The sequence below is a fragment of the Candidatus Kurthia intestinigallinarum genome (genome assembly GCF_003991225.1).
Taxonomy (GTDB): domain Bacteria; phylum Bacillota; class Bacilli; order Bacillales_A; family Planococcaceae; genus Kurthia; species Kurthia populi.
In genome coordinates this window covers 37984-54483 of sequence record NZ_JTFC01000025.1, presented here as the reverse complement: position 1 = coordinate 54483, position 16500 = coordinate 37984, and the positions used below count along the sequence as shown (strand labels likewise).

The 16500-nt window shown below is 40.1% G+C and carries 15 protein-coding genes and 1 pseudogene; 4 read left to right on the top strand and 12 right to left on the bottom strand.

Going from position 1 to position 16500, the window contains the following annotated elements; all coding sequences use genetic code 11:
- Nucleotides 1–5 precede the first annotated feature (5 nt).
- Together QI30_RS06005 and QI30_RS06000 are read left to right on the top strand one after the other, a co-directional pair.
- Nucleotides 6–107 (top strand): zinc ribbon domain-containing protein, encoded by a 102-nt coding sequence (locus QI30_RS06005; RefSeq protein WP_370323591.1) that lies wholly within the window; start codon nucleotides 6–8, stop codon nucleotides 105–107.
- A gap of 111 nt (nucleotides 108–218) precedes the next feature.
- A pseudogene (locus QI30_RS06000) lies at nucleotides 219–710 on the top strand (FGGY-family carbohydrate kinase); the annotation flags it as partial.
- Between the two features lie 144 nt (nucleotides 711–854).
- Here QI30_RS06000 and QI30_RS05995 read toward each other — a convergent pair.
- The 3 genes from QI30_RS05995 to ahpC all read right to left on the bottom strand — a co-directional run bounded on the left by QI30_RS05995 (nucleotide 855) and on the right by ahpC (nucleotide 3912).
- Nucleotides 855–1412, bottom strand: a complete 558-nt coding sequence (locus QI30_RS05995) for a hypothetical protein (protein ID WP_126990024.1) — start codon at nucleotides 1410–1412, stop codon at nucleotides 855–857.
- Nucleotides 1413–1559: 147 nt separating this feature from the next.
- A complete protein-coding gene (gene ahpF, locus QI30_RS05990; RefSeq protein WP_126990023.1) occupies nucleotides 1560–3119 on the bottom strand; it encodes an alkyl hydroperoxide reductase subunit F in 1560 nt (519 codons plus the stop codon).
- A gap of 229 nt (nucleotides 3120–3348) precedes the next feature.
- A complete protein-coding gene (gene ahpC, locus QI30_RS05985; protein WP_126990022.1) occupies nucleotides 3349–3912 on the bottom strand; it encodes an alkyl hydroperoxide reductase subunit C in 564 nt (187 codons plus the stop codon).
- Between the two features lie 526 nt (nucleotides 3913–4438).
- Between ahpC and QI30_RS05980 the strand changes: the two genes are divergently transcribed.
- Nucleotides 4439–6175 (top strand): ABC transporter ATP-binding protein, encoded by a 1737-nt coding sequence (locus QI30_RS05980; protein ID WP_126990021.1) that lies wholly within the window; start codon nucleotides 4439–4441, stop codon nucleotides 6173–6175.
- 18 nt (nucleotides 6176–6193) lie between these two features.
- Here QI30_RS05980 and QI30_RS05975 read toward each other — a convergent pair whose 3' ends face one another.
- From QI30_RS05975 to QI30_RS05935, 9 genes are all read right to left on the bottom strand, one after another.
- Nucleotides 6194–7393 carry an MFS transporter gene (locus QI30_RS05975; protein ID WP_126990020.1) on the bottom strand — a complete coding sequence of 400 codons (1200 nt, stop codon included), beginning with the start codon at nucleotides 7391–7393 and terminating at the stop codon, nucleotides 6194–6196.
- Complete coding sequence (locus QI30_RS05970) at nucleotides 7386–8621, bottom strand: helix-turn-helix domain-containing protein (protein WP_126990019.1); 1236 nt, start codon at nucleotides 8619–8621, stop codon at nucleotides 7386–7388. Before QI30_RS05970 ends, QI30_RS05975 begins: the two co-directional genes overlap by 8 nt.
- A gap of 133 nt (nucleotides 8622–8754) precedes the next feature.
- The gene (locus tag QI30_RS05965; protein WP_126990018.1) at nucleotides 8755–9288 is read right to left on the bottom strand and encodes a PadR family transcriptional regulator; all 534 of its coding nucleotides are present in this window, start codon (nucleotides 9286–9288) and stop codon (nucleotides 8755–8757) included.
- Nucleotides 9289–9366: 78 nt separating this feature from the next.
- Nucleotides 9367–10533 carry a YhgE/Pip domain-containing protein gene (locus QI30_RS05960; protein ID WP_126990017.1) on the bottom strand — a complete coding sequence of 389 codons (1167 nt, stop codon included), beginning with the start codon at nucleotides 10531–10533 and terminating at the stop codon, nucleotides 9367–9369.
- A gap of 184 nt (nucleotides 10534–10717) precedes the next feature.
- The gene (locus QI30_RS05955) at nucleotides 10718–11803 is read right to left on the bottom strand and encodes a YkvI family membrane protein (protein WP_126990016.1); all 1086 of its coding nucleotides are present in this window, start codon (nucleotides 11801–11803) and stop codon (nucleotides 10718–10720) included.
- Nucleotides 11804–11874: 71 nt separating this feature from the next.
- Nucleotides 11875–13005 carry an o-succinylbenzoate synthase gene (gene menC / locus QI30_RS05950; protein ID WP_126990015.1) on the bottom strand — a complete coding sequence of 377 codons (1131 nt, stop codon included), beginning with the start codon at nucleotides 13003–13005 and terminating at the stop codon, nucleotides 11875–11877.
- 13 nt (nucleotides 13006–13018) lie between these two features.
- Entirely contained in the window at nucleotides 13019–13837 is an 819-nt protein-coding gene (locus QI30_RS05945; RefSeq protein ID WP_126990014.1) for a GNAT family N-acetyltransferase, read from the bottom strand.
- Nucleotides 13834–14973, bottom strand: a complete 1140-nt coding sequence (locus tag QI30_RS05940) for a M20 peptidase aminoacylase family protein (RefSeq protein WP_126990013.1) — start codon at nucleotides 14971–14973, stop codon at nucleotides 13834–13836. The genes QI30_RS05945 and QI30_RS05940 overlap by 4 nt, the downstream gene beginning before the upstream one ends.
- A complete protein-coding gene (locus tag QI30_RS05935; protein WP_126990012.1) occupies nucleotides 14970–15827 on the bottom strand; it encodes a MurR/RpiR family transcriptional regulator in 858 nt (285 codons plus the stop codon). Before QI30_RS05935 ends, QI30_RS05940 begins: the two co-directional genes overlap by 4 nt.
- 235 nt (nucleotides 15828–16062) lie before the next feature.
- On the opposite strand from QI30_RS05935, the gene QI30_RS05930 reads away from it, so the two are divergent.
- Nucleotides 16063–16347: a hypothetical protein gene (locus QI30_RS05930; protein WP_148113854.1), complete on the top strand. Its 285-nt coding sequence runs from the start codon at nucleotides 16063–16065 to the stop codon at nucleotides 16345–16347.
- The last annotated feature ends 153 nt before the right edge of the window (nucleotides 16348–16500 follow it).

Here is a 16500-nt window from a genome sequence, read left to right as displayed (position 1 = left end):
TTCGTGTGTGGACTTGTTCATCTTGTGGTACGACACTAGACCGAGATATTAATGCAAGTAAGAATATCTTAATCGAAGGGTTAAGACTTTTAAAGCAACAACCGTAGGAACTACGGGGATAGCCTACTAAAAAAAGTGAAGCCGCTGTTTCGAGCAACTGGAAACAAGCAAGCACTGTTCGTAGGAATCTCCCACTTCAAGCAACGTTCGAAGAACGGCTAAGTGGGGGTAGTTCAACCAACCCTAACTTATCAGGTACTCTTATCGGGTTAACGCTCCAGACAAAGCCTGAGGAAATTTATCGCGCTTATTTAGAGGCAACAGCCTATTCTGCACGAAAAATTGTTGATACGTATACACAAGCTGGTATGAAAATTGACCGTATTGTTGCAACGGGTGGCCTGCCTCAACGAAATCAATTGTTAATGCAAATCTATGCAGACGTGATGAATCAGCCTATTATCATTTCCGAATCAGAATATGCGCCAGCAATTGGTGCTGCGATTTTAGCAGCCGTAGCCACAAAACACTATAACACTGTGCCAGAAGCTATCGCAAAAATGGCACCACCTCTTGAAAAAGTCATTGAGCCATCAAAAGATGCCGCTACATATCAGCAACTTTACGGACTTTATACAGCGTTACATGACTACTTTGGGTATCAAAATCCTGATTACATGAAAACCTTAAAGGCTTTACGTTCAAACTAATCAAGCGAAAGGTCTAGACGCTATTGAACTCACTGATTTTCAACTAAGAGCTTTGAATATGCCTATAAACAATAGCTTGAGGTGCTTGAAAAAAGCTCGTCTATTAACCACGCAAAAACCGCGCCGTAAAGACGCGGTTTTTTATTATTTATAATCTACAATTTTAAAATCCGTCACGTATTTACCGCTTTCTAAATGCAGTGCTTGAATCAAGCCATGATTTTTCGCAAATAATAGTTTATCACCGTTTCCAAATTTCAGACGCATGACATTGGTGTACGTTTTTGTGCCAATTTTTTTCGTGCCGCCAATATCTTGAACGGTTACTTTCCATTTGACTGTTTGACCTTCGATTGGATAACTTTGTGAATAGGTTTTACCTTCTGTTAAGGGAAATTTAACAGGGACAAAAATATAGAAATGTGTATTCTTCTCCAGCATAAAGAGACGGTCTTCTGCGTAGTAATACGTATAGCCTTTTGTTGTATTACTAATTCGCTCACGCTTTGAATCACCATACTGATAGCGGAATGTATTTTTCATCGGTTTCATATAATGATCATATGTCGTATACGTCTTTTGTGTACTTGGTAAAAACATTACGCCATTTGTAATCGTCTCGCCAGCAGAGGCATGCATGCCAAAAGTCAATCCAGACGCCCCAATCGCGGTTACCAACATTGCTTTTATACCTTTTTTCACAATTCTCACCTCATTTCAAAAGTAAGATGCCTTTGTTATTCTTTACCCTGATTTCTAAGAATGAAGATAGGCCTTCAGTTTATTCCTTACGCCCTTTTTTCTCCATTAAAAAAGCACCCCTTCAAAAGAAGAAGTGCTCACTATTCCTTAAACTTCAACTAACTCTTTTACGTCTGAACGAATCATATAATCAAATGCGCCAAGTGCTGCTGTAGCACCAGAACCCATTGAAATCACGATTTGTTTATAGGCGGTATCTGTACAGTCACCTGCTGCAAAAACGCCTGGTAGGCTTGTTGCACCGTATTTATCAATGATGATTTCATTATTTTGATTTAATTCAACAGAGCCTTGTAAAAACTCAGTGTTTGGTAATAAACCAATTTGGATGAAGACACCATCAAGTGTAATGACTTTTTCTTCGCCTGTTACGGCATCTTTATATGCTAATGCATTGACAGTACCTGCACCTTTAATTTCTTGTGTAAGCGCATTTGTTAAAATCGTAACATTCGGTAAGCTACGTAGACGATTTTGTAGCACGATATCTGCTTTTAATTCGCCGCTACGTTGTAGTAAATACACGTGGTTGACGATACCCGCTAAATCGATGGCTGCTTCAACGCCTGAGTTACCGCCACCAACGACTGCAACATCTTTACCTTTAAATAATGGGCCATCACAGTGTGGACAGTAAGCAACGCCTTTATTTTTGAATTCTTGCTCACCCGGTACGCCTAATTGACGGTAGCGTGTACCAGTTGATAAGATAACTGTTTTTGATTTTAAAACAGCGCCATTTTCAAGTGTCACTTCAACTAAATCATTTTTCGCAATTTGTGTCGCGCGTTGGTTTTTCATAACATCGACTGGATATTCCGTCACATGCGCTTCAAGGCTCGCTACAAATGCAGGACCTTCTGTTGCTTTTGTACCGATAATGTTTTCGATTGATAATGTATCATTTACTTGACCACCGAAGCGCTCTGCAATAAGGCCGGTGCGAATGCCTTTACGTGCTGAATAAATCGCAGAAGCTGCACCAGCAGGGCCACCGCCGACTACTAATACATCATATGCTTCCTTGTCGTCAAAGCCTGTTGAATCTTGTGCAGCACCCAATTTATCTAGAATATCTTCTAGTGACATACGACCACCTTCGAAGAATTCACCGTTTGTATACACAGCAGGTACAGCCATAATGTCTTTTTCTTTTACTTCATCTTGATACGCGCCACCCTCAACCATTGTATGCGTAATATTTGGATTTAAAACAGCCATAATATTTAATGCTTGTACAACGTCTGGGCAGTTGTGGCAAGTAAGGCTGACAAATGTTTCAAAGTTCAGAGGCGTTGTGATAGCTTCGATACGTTTAATTGTTGCATCATCTACTTTTGGTGCGCGACCTGATACTTGTAATAAAGCAAGCACTAATGAGTTGAATTCGTGACCTAATGGAAGACCGGCAAAAACAACGCCAGATGCTTCTTCACCTGCTTTATTAATGCTAAAGCTTGGTGTACGGGCAAGTGTTGCTTCTTTTACTGTAATACGTGGTGACATGCCTGCAAGTTCGGTTACTAACTCGCGCATATCTTGTGATGTTTTATCGTCTGCGGCACTTAGTGTGATTTCTAAGTCCCCTTCTAATAATGCCAATAATTGATTTAATTGTGCTTTAATGTTTGCATCTAGTAATGCCATAATTATTCATCGTCCTTTCAAATCATCCTGTTTGTGTGTCGTATAGGCATTCCAAACCGTACATTCTATACGTGACAGTCATTCTCGATTTACTCTCAAGAAAGTTCGAAATTCCACCTCTATTTTAGAAGACAGAGAGTATGTTCATTCATGTTAATAGCAGAAAAGAGCGCGGATTATCGCGCTCCTTCCTCTGTTGTGTTACGTTTCAATGTTCAAAACAAAGAAATTAGATTTTACCTACTAAGTCTAGGCTAGGAGTTAATGTTTCTGCTCCTTCTTTCCATTTAGCTGGGCAAACTTCACCTGGGTGGTTGCGCACGTAAGTCGCTGCTTTAATTTTGTCGATTAATTGAGAAGCGTTACGGCCGATACCATCGTTGTTGATTTCCATTGTTTGTACGATACCGTCTGGATCGATTAAGAAAGTTGCGCGTTGAGCAAGACCTGCTTCTTCGTCTAAAACGTCGAAGTTACGAGAAATCGTGTGAGTTGGGTCACCGATCATTGTGTATTGGATTTTAGAGATTGCTTCCGAATGGTCATGCCAAGCTTTGTGAGTGAAGTGAGTATCAGTTGAAACTGAGAATACTTCAGCACCTAAAGATTTTAATGTTTCGTATTCAGCTTGTAAATCTTCAAGTTCAGTTGGGCAAACGAACGTGAAATCAGCTGGGTAGAATGCTACGACAGCCCATTTACCTTTTAATGTTTCTTCTGTTACAGTTTTGAATTCACCGTTTTGGAATGCTTCTGCAGTGAATGGTAAGATTTGTTTGTTTACTAATGACATATCAAATATTCCTCCAATTAATCCGTATATATTTTCTTAATAACCATTTTTTAATTAGAATGATTATTGTTTACAATTAAATTATCATACGAAAAGGTTTTTCTGTCAACCCTTTTGCTCTTGTTTAATTGAAGCGTTCAAAATTATTGGTGTAGCGCTCTTTTATAAATGCTATATATTTTCATTTACTTTATATCTAGCTAAGAATAATTTTCTAGAATAACTCAAAATTTTCTCTAATAGGTAAAAAAATTGTATTTAATGTAATTACCTCACTTATTCCTCTTATAATTTTCTCAATTAGAAAAAATATCCTGACACAATAACGTCATTTTTTGGATTAAAAAGCTTATTTATTAAATAAAGCTGTTTGACAAATGAGAAACTAGGTTTACCATTTAATAATTTATATCGATTCACATAGCTGCTCATCTTTATATGTATTTTCTACCCGCTTTTTAGTTTGATATTTTAGATAATCACGTCCTATAATAACAGCACAAACTTCAGTAACGGAGGACATTAGATGAAAGCACAAAAGCCGACCTTTAGTATGAAGGACTTTTTAAAACTCATTAATAGTGTGAATCCTAAAAAAGGATTATTTTTATTAGGTATTATTCTTAGTTTAATGACGAGTGGTGCAAGCTTACTCGTTCCACAATTCACGAAAACTCTTGTTGATACGAGTGAGCTCTCGAAAATTGATTTAAATATGCTTGGCATCTTACTACTCGCCTTTGCCGCACAGCTTATTTTTGGCACGATTGGTGGCTTCCTGCTACGCTATGTTGGCGAAAGCGCCGTAAAAACATTGCGTGAAAAATTATGGGATCATTTATTAAAATTACCGGTGAGCTATTTTGACCAGCATAAATCAGGGGAAAGTAGCTCGCGTCTTGTCAATGATACAGGGGTCATTAAGGAGCTTGTGACCTCTCACTTCCCTAGCTTTATTACCGGCGCGATTCAGCTCATTGGTTCGATGATTATTTTATTCTTTATGGACTGGAAAATGGCGTCGATTATGTTTCTAGCAGTACCAATTGTTGCACTTGTGCTCTTTCCAATCGGCAAAATTATGTCGAAAATCGGACGCCAGCTGCAAGGTGCTACAGCCGACTTCAATGCAGAAGCGACTGAAAAATTAGCGGAAATTCGTTTAATTAAAGCAAGTAACGGAGAACCCTTTGAACGCAAAAATGGGCGTACATTCATCGCGAAAATCTTTAAATTAGGGGTCAAGGATGCCAAAGTAGAAGCGGTGCTACAGCCAATTATGATGACGGTTATTTTAGGGCTATTCGTCGGTATTCTCGGCTATGGTGCGGTTCGTGTACAAGCAGGCACACTTACAAGTGGGTCACTTGTCGCGTTTTTACTCTATTTATTTAACATTTTAATGCCCGCAGCAACGTTTGCGATGTTCTTTGCGCAAGTGCAAAAAGCAATGGGTGCAACTGAACGTATTGAACAAATTTTAGCGACATCTTTTGAGCCTGCAGGGAATGGCACAACAATCGATGTCGTCGGCCAAACGATTCAAGCGCGCGATGTTTCCTTCTATTATAATGAGGACCGCCCCGTGCTTAAAAATATTTCCTTTGATGCTTACCCAAACTCCGTCATTGCTTTTGCGGGGCCAAGTGGTGGCGGTAAAACGACCATTTTCGCATTACTTGAGCGATTTTATGAGCCAACAGGGGGCGTCTTTGCGATTAACGGTCAAAATATTCAACAGCTTGATTTAACGGATTGGCGCGCACAAATTGGCTATGTATCACAGGATAGCGCGGTATTCGCCGGTAGTATTCGTGAGAATTTACAATATGGTCTTGGGCGTACACTCAGTGACGAGGAACTATGGCATGGCTTAGCGCTTGCCTACGCAGATGCCTTCGTTTCAAACTTTCCACAAAAATTAGAAACGGAAATTGGGGAACGTGGTGTCAAATTATCTGGTGGTCAAAAACAACGGATTGCGATTGCACGAGCATTCCTACGCAATCCCAAAATTTTAATGCTTGACGAGGCCACTGCTAGCCTAGATTCGCAGTCTGAAGAAAAGGTACAGCGTGCACTCGATCAATTGATGGAAGGACGTACAACACTTGTGATTGCACATCGTCTATCAACAATTGTCGATGCCGACCAAATTTACTTCATTGAGCAAGGGGAAGTGACCGGTCATGGTACGCATCATGAATTACTAAAAACACATCCGCTGTATGCGTCTTATGTGAATGAGCAAATGGTGAATTAATCATAAAAGGAGAAATCGTTACGAAGCGATTTCTCCTTTTTGTATACGCTGAAAAAACGGCTTAGGAATTTTCCAAATAAACAAGCTAAATATAAAAGCAATTAGCGCAAAGACGATTGCTACGGATGCCAGTGAATAGCGTTCAGCGAGCACCCCGAGTAAAAGTGTCAGTAGTACTTGTAACACAGCCTGCACAAATTGAATCACACTGCCAATGCGCCCCATTAGTGACGGCTCAATTGTTTGCTGATACCAAGTTGCATAGCCACTATTACTAAACGCCATGCAAAAGCCTAATACAATTAAGCTAATGACTGCCAGCACATAATGGAATGAAGCGTAAAAGCAACCATAGCTCAGCAGTGTCAGGCTAAAGCCATACTGAATATACTTGCGCTGTGACCATTTTTTCGCAAAAGTCGCGGCGACCATGCCACCCAAAACAGCACCAATCCCAGCGAGGCTCACGGTCAGGCCATATAATGCTTCTGATACATGTAAGTCACGCAGTAAAAATGTCATCTCTTGTGAATCAAGTGCAAAGGCGAGCATGAGTGCCACCGTATACAGTAGTAAAAACTGCTTTAGAAATGCCTGACCATTCAAATAACGTACAACGATGTGAAAATCTTCTTTGAGTGACCATTTTGTACGAAGTACCTGCTGTTTTACCGCCGGAAGTTGTGCTAAAAGGCATGCACAGACTAAAAAGCTTGCGGCATTCAGCCACATCGTCGCCGCAATCGAAGTGGTCGCGACCAATATGCCTCCAAGTGCTGGACCAATCATAAATGCACCTGAACTACATGTTGCATTAACGGCATTAAAGCGTAGACGATGCTCTTCGCGCACAAGCGTCGTAATTAAATACGTACTACTTGGGCCAAAAAACGTCGCCGCAACATTTGTACAAGCAATGAGTAGATAAATCATCCATAACTCCGACGCAAATGGCATGAGGAAAATAAACAGTGCGCGGCTGACATCTACTAAAATAACGAGCTTTTTCTTATTCATGCGATCAATAAGTGACCCTGCTACGACATTACTAATCATTCGAATAACCGGGCCAACGATATAAATGCCCGCAACTGCGGCTGGCGACTCTGTCAGACGCCACACAAACACATTTAAGGCAATCAAATAAAGCCAGTTGCCAATATTCGATACACCTAACCCAATTAAAAATGCCAAATAATAACGCGGCCATCTAGTCATGCACACGCAGCTCCTCACTCGTTTTATACGCTAGCTGATAATAATAGGCCATCTTTTTATACTGATGCCACTCGCTATAAATCTCAGCTAATTTAGGTGCATAATGTAAAATGAGCTCCTTATGCTTTGCGGCGCAAATGGCTTTCATTGCTGGCTCTTCTTGTGCTTGGAATGTCGCTTGTGTAGCAGATTTTTGGTGTAGCAGCGCAGCTAATAGTGCCCATTGATACTGATGATGCTCGGCTGTAAAGGCCTTATGTTCCTGCTGCTGAAGCTCTTTAGCTTTAATAACATCCCCCGAAAAAACGAGGGTACGTAAATAGTTAATCATCGTATGCACATCGTCCCATGCTTGTAGGGATTTTTGATAATAGTATGATGCCTCCTTATAGCGTTTTTGCTGTTCAAAGCAAAAGGCCATATTATTAAAAATGGATGCCCATTGCTTATTTGTCGCAATCGCTGGCACCGCTTCTAATAGCTCAACCCCTGCCATATACTCTACCATCGCCTCATCAAAGCGATTGCGCGCAGCCAAAATAACGCCTTTCATCGAATACAATTTCAATTGAAATAACGGACGATACCGATGTGTAAATAACGCGATGGCCTTTTCTATATACTGTGCGGCTAACGAAAATTGATAATGGCGATGTGCCGCAAATGCCACGTGATACAAATAAATCGCCTGCTCATATGACTGCGTTCTAGAGAAATAGAGCTGCGCATTCTCCTGCTTTTCTGTCACTAAAATCGCCTCATATGCACCTGTGCTTAATTGGTAGTACGTCGTCACGCCAATATAGAGCGTTGTTAGACGATTTTTCGTGAACGGCGGCTGACCGATTGTTTTTAAAATGGCTTCTGCCTGCGTGAATTGCTGTTCCCGCGTTAAATACCGTGCATAAATTAACTGTTGCATCGTATGTAGCGCAGCGGTTGTTTTAGTCGTTAAAAGCGCTAGCTGTGCATCATCTAATGGCTTATCATCTACTAATGCTTGATAAACCGCCTCTAGTGCCTGCACCATCTCATCATGCGCGTGTTGCACATCTTCATACACTTTTCCAAGTCGTTGAAACAGTAGCGCATACACCTCTTCTGTTGCGGTCACTAAATTATTTTCAATCCGGCTTAAATACGAAGTTGTACAAATGCCGACGGCTAAATCATCTTGCTTCATCCCTTGCTGTTTACGATACGTTCGAATTAATACGCCTTTATCCATGCCCTCACCTCTACTTTAGTTTACCAAATAATAGTAGGCTGATATTGTGTAAATATCGCTTTCAAAAACGATTGAGTAGCCATTTATTTAAAAAATTACACAAAAAAACCGCTCCACACGAACGGTTTTTTTCTTACACTTCTTTTAATAGCTGAATAACTTTTTCATACGTCGTACGTTGCAGCGTCGTCGTTTGACTTACAAAGCCTTCAAACACATCGACAAATTGAAGAATCGGCTCTTCTACATCAATTTGTTCATAAACAGCCGCAAATTCTTTTTCATGCTGTTTCACTTTGTCAATTTTTTTCTCTAAAATCATAATCACACGATCTTTATCAACATATTGCATCGCATTAATACTGACGACCATTTCAATAGGTGATTGTGCTTTTTCAATCATCTTATAAATCATGTCAGGTAACGCTTCTCGGCCCTTTTCGGTAATACCAAACACATGCTTATCTGGTCGGTTATCTTCACGAATGATTTCAACTTCTTCGATTAGTTGTTGCTTCACTAACGAATCAAAATGATAATAAAGCTTACTTTCCGTTAGATTGCCCATTTGTGCAAATGGAATTGGCTCTGACAGTGCTTTTTTTAATTTATATGGATAATTATTGCCTTCCATTAACTTCGCCAAGATATAAATTTGAAGAGACATATCCCCACTCCTAAAATGTACTAAATAGTAAAAGGAAGCTTCCATCCGCTGATAGAAACTCCCTTTATCATATCAAAGTTACGCTGTAATTTCTTTAGTATCTTCTGCTAGCTTTTTTAAAGGCTTTTGACGGTGAAGGAATGTCACAATCAATAGATTAATGACAAGCGCGCCCGCACCAACTGCCGCAAGTCCCCAAATATGTGGAACTGGGTCTGTTGAGCCAAAGAAAATTGCGAAATACGACTGTACGGAGTGATACATCGGTGTAATGTAGCTCATAACTTCAAATGGTGCGTACATCATATCACGTGGCATTGTAGCACCATTGGCAATTGTTTGTGCAAGTAATACCGGAATGTTTAAAATCATCCCCGCTTCACCTACTAAGAATGTAAACATCGCACAGAAGTTGAAGGCTACCATATATAGAAGGATTTGCTGTAAAGCTACTTTCCAAATGGTAGCCGTATCCACATCTGCTACTAAATACGTAATAATTAATGCCGCAATTGTTCCAAGTACCGCAATAATAAACGCTGATAGTTGCACATAGCCGAATAAACGAATTTTTGGAGCTTCGCCAAGGAACATTTTAAATGATCCGACTAATTGCATCGCCGCAATCATAGCCCCTACATAACATGCCATCGTTAAGAACATTGGCAGCATATTGTTGTGCATACCATCTGGCACATCATTGACAACCACGTAGTTCCCTACATAGCTTTCTTCAATTTGTTTTGAAATTTCTTTCGCCTGATCCTCCGGAACATTCATACTCATTAATACCCCTTGAGCTGTTTGTTCGGAGAAGCTTGTGCTTAGCTGTGCGTTAATTTCCTTTACAACAGAGCTCATACTAGAAGCGACCATTGTAGCCGAGGCTTCATTTACAGTGAAGTCAATTTGCGCTGACTCACCTTTACTCGCATTTTTTGAAAAATCCTTTGGAATATGAATGACTAATGCATAATCATTATCTTCTAATGATTTTAATGCTTCTTTATTTGTTAAATCTGTATCAATTGTTTTAAACGGCAGACTTTCAATCAATTGGTCCTCAATTTGTTTTGCTGCCTTGCCCTTGTCGTCATTGACAAAGGCAATTTTCAATTCATCCATTTGTCCAGGTAGTGCCGTATATCCAAGTAAAAAAATACCAAGCATGGCTACCGCATAAAATACACCCATAAATACCGAGGATGTAACACCCATCGATTTAAAAAACTTTTTAAAACTCACTTCTCGTCATTCCTCCATCATTCTCTCTACATACTTTCATTATAGTACTCAAATTAGAGTACTTTTAGTATTCTATAGAAAAATAATGAATGTGTAAAGAAAAAAGTGTAAGGAAGGCAAAAATCTATTTTTCATTGCTATAAAAAAATGCGGAATCACATTTTGCTGTGATTCCGCATTTTTATTATTCTTCGACAATGGCAACGGGCTCTGGCTGTTTTGGTTTTGCACCAGCATATTTAAACCACGCAATAACGATTGCGACAATTAAAATGAAGCCTAAGTAGCCCATTGTTGGGTACACCGTACTAACTAATTGAATAAATCCTATGAAGCTTACACCGAAAGCAACGGCGCCAACAATCCATACAAACCATTTAAAATGCTTACTCGTTGAAGGAACAATACGTGCAGAGAAGGCAAATAGCATGCCTACTGCTGTATTGTAAATCATACCAAGTAGCGCAATGGCCATTAACCAACCAAGTACAGGGTGCATGGTTTGTGCCAGCAATAGCATTGGCATATCTGCACCAGCAACAACATCCATTTTTGCTAACATGGCAATGCTAATTAATAAAATAAGTACGCCTAAGCCTAGACCACCGAAAATCCCACCAAATTTTGCGATTTTCACGTTCTTTTGTGTACCACCCATTACCGCAAGCATCGAAGCACCTGCCGCTAAATTATACGATACATAAAGTGCTGCGCCGACAATCCAGTTTGGTGCCGATCCACTTTGATTCTGCGCAAGTGTGTTCATTTGTGCAGCGGATAAATCCGTTGTAAATACGGCATAGCCGGCAATAATTAGCACTAATAACAGTAAGAATGGTGTAATCGCACTAATAATTCCAATGATTTTATTAATATCAAATGTCAACGTTAAAATTGTAATGACTAGCATAAATAAACTACCATATACAGCTGGTACATTAAATTGATTTTCAAAAATCGAACCCGCTCCTGCTAGCATGACAACTGCTACACCAAATAGGAAGAATGTAATAATAAAATCGACAACAGCGCCGACATAGCGGCCGCAAATTTTATAAATTACTTCTTTATGGGATGTCGCATTTAAGCGGCTTCCTAGTGTCGTTAAATTCATTCCTAAAAAGGCAAACAGCACTGCCGCGATAACCCCACCAATAATGCCCCACCAGCCAAAGCTCGTAAAGAACTGTAAAATCTCCTGCCCCGATGCAAAGCCCGCGCCAACAATAACGCCAATAAACGCCCCTGCCATTTCAATACTCTTCTTCATTTGAAACACCTCTTTTTTGAATATTTTGAAAATTTATTACATAAAGAAAACCGGCTTCACCGGCTCTCTTATTATTGAACAGTGTTAAGGGTGCGTAAATTGTATACTTTTTTCTCTTCAGTGAACGTTTCCATTAATGAGATATTTGGTTCATAACCAATGCCTGATGCTGTGGGAACAGTAATATAACCATTTTCCACTGTGACAATTGGCTCTGTAATGTCTTGGTCCCAGTAGCGGTCTGCGCTTGCTGTATCCCCTGGCATTGTGAAATTTGATAAGGTTGTGATGGCAACATTATGCGCACGACCGATACCAGACTCTAGCATACCACCACACCACACATCAAGACCTTGCTCTTTACAGTAATCGTGGATTTTAATTGATTCAGTTAAACCACCAACGCGGCCAATTTTAATGTTAATAATTTTACAGCTACCTAACTCAACCGCTTTACGCGCATCCTCAAGTGAATGAATCGATTCATCTAAGCAAATCGGTGTTTTTAATACTTTTTGGATATGCGCATGGTCGATAATATCATCTGATGCAAGTGGTTGCTCAATCATCATTAAGTTAAAATCGTCCAGTTCTTTTAACATGTCGATGTCTTCTAAGCGGTAGCAAGAATTGGCATCTGCCATCAGTGGTAAGTCTGGATATTTTGCACGAATTGCACGAATCACCTCTACATCCCAGCCCGGCTTGATTTTCACTTTAATACGTTTATAGCCTTCCGCTACGTAGGTATCAATAAACGACATTAATGTTTCAATATCTGGTTGAATGCCGATTGAAATACCGACCTCGATTTTTTCGCGGGTGCCACCAAGTGCCTTCCAAAGTGGTTGATTTGTGCGTTTTGCATATAAATCCCAAATTGCTCCTTCAACCATTGCCTTTGCCATATTGTTTTTACGAATCGGCTCGAAGATATCATTAACCTCACTTGGATGCTCAATTTCTTTCCCTTCAAGTAATGGAATTAAGAAGTCCTCTAAAATAATCCAGTTCGTTTTATACGTTTCCTCGTTATACCAAGGTGCATCAAATGCGACCGATTCACCCCAGCCCGTGTTACCAAGCTCGTCTTTTACTTCTACTAATAAAAAGATTTTTTCTCTGAATGTCCCAAAGCTCGTTGTGAAAGGTCCTTTTAAGTTCATGCGTAATTTGCGTACAGTAATTTGTTCAATTCTCATCGTATTTGCCCCTTTATTGTGGTATTTTTAACGTATTTTTTTGAACGAGTAAATAATAGTAAACGGCTGCATCCGACGTTTTATGTAGCTCAATGGCCGCATAGCCTTGTGCAAAAGCTTCTTCAAACATCGCGCGTGTTTTGTAGCGCCAATCTAGTGCAAGATCAAGATTTTCCGCTTTTAATTCACCAATATTATTCGGTACAGGTACATAATAAGCCGGCTCCGAAAGGATTTGTGCGGTGTTAAAATGACCATCTAACACGGGTAAGCCTTCGTTATTGATATGCCATGTATCGAGTAATTGAGGATTCTTGTAAAAGATCCGGCTAAAATTATTAACATAATCACTAGCAATCCACCAATCGATTTGGAAACGATCTGATGGCAAGCCGTCATTTAACTCATCCGACATTTTGCCGTAGCAATCTCGAATATACGTGTTACAGACGCCATGTAGTTTACTTAAATTCAAGTATGCATTCCGTGTTTGAAGTGGATCATATGTCCATGTCATTAAATCATAGCCTATTTTTAACGCCTCTTCTTTTTGCTTTAATTTAAGTTTTTCGCCGATACCACCCGAACGATAATCTGGTAAAATACCAAGCATATGGGAGCATAACGACGCTTTTTGATTATTAAAACCTGCAAACCCATAACTAAAGCCAATTAGATTTTGCTCATCATAGGCGCCAATGACGATGCCGCCATTTTTAATCGCAGTGGCAGTTTGATGTGTTGGAATCGGTGACATGCCCCACACCTTTGACTCTACTTCACTGACACACTCCATCTCTTCCATCGTTTTTAATGGTTTATAGGTAATCATTTTACAAACACTTCCTTTTGAATCGCCGCAAAGGTATTTAGCACTGTACGTGTTAAAATTTCGACACCTTGCTGCAGTTGGTTCGTATTAAATGTCATATTCGGATGATGTAGTCCCGGCTGTAAATCACAACCAAGTCCAAGCATTGTTGCTTTAATTTGCGGGCGTTTCAATGTATAAAAGTGAAAATCCTCGCCGCCTGGTGTCACAACAGGTGGTGCTAGATTTTCGGCACCCACTGTTTCAATAATTGCCTGTTGCATAAAGCTTTTCGCTTCCTCTGATACTTCCGCCGCGGCAATATTAGCATCAATTTGATAATGAATTGTCGCATGATATTTATGCTCCACGCCCTCAATAATCGTCTTCAGCTGCGCCATTGCTTCGTCAATGCCTTCATTCGTTTGACTGCGGAGGTCGATACTAAACGTCGCTTTACCGGGAATAACATTCGCTGCATCCCCGCCTGCGTGAAAGGACGTTAATTTAATTGAGGTCGGAATCATCGGATCAATATGAATCGTTCGTAAGCCAATCGCTAAATCCGTACCAATTTCAATCGCGTTTTTTCCAAGATGAGGTCGTGCGCCATGTGCCTCGACACCATGGATAACACCTGTAATGAGTCGCGCTGCACCATGATAAAGTGCTGGGCTATGTTGTCCATTTTTAAGTTCCTGAACTGGGCGCACATGCACACCATATAAATAATCGATTGTATCGACGATGCCTTTTTCAACAAATGCTAACGCACCGGTTCCTTTTTCTTCAGCTGGCTGAAATAATACGCGAATCGTGCCATGCTCTGGCTGATGCTTTGTTTGAAGCGCCTTTAACGCGCCAAGCGCCATCGTCATATGACCATCATGACCACATGAATGATTCGCCTGTAGCACACCATCTACCTCCTGCCAAAGCGCATCAATGTCTGTGCGAAGCCCCACCACAGGTGAGCCACTACCTATATCAACATAAAGTCCGGTCAAATCATTGAAGGTAATTGGTTCTAATCCCATCGCCTTTATATAAGATGCAATATATTGCGTTGTGCCAAATTCATGCCAACTCTTCTCAGGGTTGGCGTGTAAATAATTAAAAATGTGTTGTAACTCGGATGATAACGGTTGTGTTGTCATGACTCATCATCTCCATCTAAAAATAAGTTGCTGCTATCAACGGCATCGTATGCAGATTGATAGCTTTCATAAGCTGCTGGATCTTCAGCAGTCATCCCAATTACAAGAGTATTCATAAATGATAAAATGCTCGGCATCATATCAATGGTTGATTTACGACTAGATGTGAATGGGAAAATGGTATTCACGTATCGACGAATCGGTGCAAGTGGTGAATCAGTAATACCTATAACATGTACGCCCTGTTTTTGAATGATTTTCGTCAAATCAATCGTTTGCTTATAGTAGCGGTGGAATGAAAAGACGAGTAGCACATCGCGCTCATCCATTTGACTAATAGTATGGATAACATCCTGTGCTTCTGGTCGAAGGAGTGTGACTTGCTGACGCACAACATTGAGTGTAAAGGCGCTCCATTCAGCAGCAGCATAGGATGAACGTAAGCCTAAAATATAAATATGACGGGCTGCATGTAATCTCTTTGATGCTTGCTTGAAGTCCTGATCATTAATTTGATAAGCGAATTTTTGGAGGCGCTCCACATCTTGTAGCATAACGGCTGCTGAAAAATGCTCTTCTTCACGTAGTGCATTTGTTGCTAAATAGGTGCCAAGTGTACTGCTCTCTTTTGTCACCAATGTCTTTTGCACACGCTTTTGTAAATCGGTATAGCCACTAAGTTCAAGCTGATAGCAAAAGCGAATAATCGTCGTTTCACTGACGCCGATCTGCTTGCCTACCTCGGAGGCTGCGTGCAGCGCAATCACATCCGGATGTTCTAAGACATAGTGCGCAACAACCTTTTGACTTTTCGTTAGCTTTTCATAATGCTGTTGAATTAAATCTTGAAACATTGGCAGCGCCCCCCTTAATTAAAGTTTCAACTTCTTTTTTTATTATTTTGAAGTATTTACTTCATTTCGTATAAAAACTTTACCATTAATATATCGCGAATTCAATGATTTTTCTGAAAATTTCGTTCATTTCGACTATTTCGAGGTTTTTCGTTTCCAAAAGAAGCATTTTTCAGCATAATCCTCAAGAAACCATTTCCTTCCAGAAAACGTTCTATCTACAATAAGGAGTGTTATGATGAACAATACAAAGCGATGGCTCTATAGCTGTCTTACAATTATTTTTATCCAAATGATTGTTGTTCTTTTTTATCTCACTGGTCTTTTAAGCCGCTTCCCTGAAAGTATCGCGAGTATCGTCTGGCTCGTCGCCGGATTTCTTGGACTCATGGTAGGCTTTATAGTAGCACTGAAAAAAGGAATGTCTCGAGCGGTAGATTATTTAGCCTTTTCAATCATGATTGTCGGCGGCTTATTGGTTATTCTTTATGTAATAGCCATGTTTATCACAAGTATGTAAGCATCGAAAAAAGAGGCTTTGACATACGTGAAAAAACAACCACTCCTATGAGCATAACAAAAACCGGAACCGCGCTACCACGCGGTTCCGGTTTTTCGTTGTGAAGACTAAAAAAGGAAAATGACGTGTTTTGTCCCAGCCTCTTTTTTTAAG

What these genes read in the sequence shown, in the direction of transcription:
- QI30_RS05970 (WP_126990019.1), bottom strand. Translation starts at nt 8,621, where the DNA reads ATGGATAAAGGCGTATTAATTCGAACGTATCGTAAACAGCAAGGGATG.
- menC (WP_126990015.1), bottom strand. Translation starts at nt 13,005, where the DNA reads ATGAGAATTGAACAAATTACTGTACGCAAATTACGCATGAACTTAAAA.
- QI30_RS05975 (WP_126990020.1), bottom strand. Translation starts at nt 7,393, where the DNA reads ATGACTAGATGGCCGCGTTATTATTTGGCATTTTTAATTGGGTTAGGT.
- ahpF (WP_126990023.1), bottom strand. Translation starts at nt 3,119, where the DNA reads ATGGCATTACTAGATGCAAACATTAAAGCACAATTAAATCAATTATTG.
- QI30_RS05965 (WP_126990018.1), bottom strand. Translation starts at nt 9,288, where the DNA reads ATGTCTCTTCAAATTTATATCTTGGCGAAGTTAATGGAAGGCAATAAT.
- QI30_RS05945 (WP_126990014.1), bottom strand. Translation starts at nt 13,837, where the DNA reads ATGATTACCTATAAACCATTAAAAACGATGGAAGAGATGGAGTGTGTC.
- QI30_RS05930 (WP_148113854.1), top strand. Translation starts at nt 16,063, where the DNA reads ATGATGAACAATACAAAGCGATGGCTCTATAGCTGTCTTACAATTATT.
- QI30_RS05940 (WP_126990013.1), bottom strand. Translation starts at nt 14,973, where the DNA reads ATGACAACACAACCGTTATCATCCGAGTTACAACACATTTTTAATTAT.
- ahpC (WP_126990022.1), bottom strand. Translation starts at nt 3,912, where the DNA reads ATGTCATTAGTAAACAAACAAATCTTACCATTCACTGCAGAAGCATTC.
- QI30_RS05935 (WP_126990012.1), bottom strand. Translation starts at nt 15,827, where the DNA reads ATGTTTCAAGATTTAATTCAACAGCATTATGAAAAGCTAACGAAAAGT.
- QI30_RS05955 (WP_126990016.1), bottom strand. Translation starts at nt 11,803, where the DNA reads ATGAAGAAGAGTATTGAAATGGCAGGGGCGTTTATTGGCGTTATTGTT.
- QI30_RS05980 (WP_126990021.1), top strand. Translation starts at nt 4,439, where the DNA reads ATGAAAGCACAAAAGCCGACCTTTAGTATGAAGGACTTTTTAAAACTC.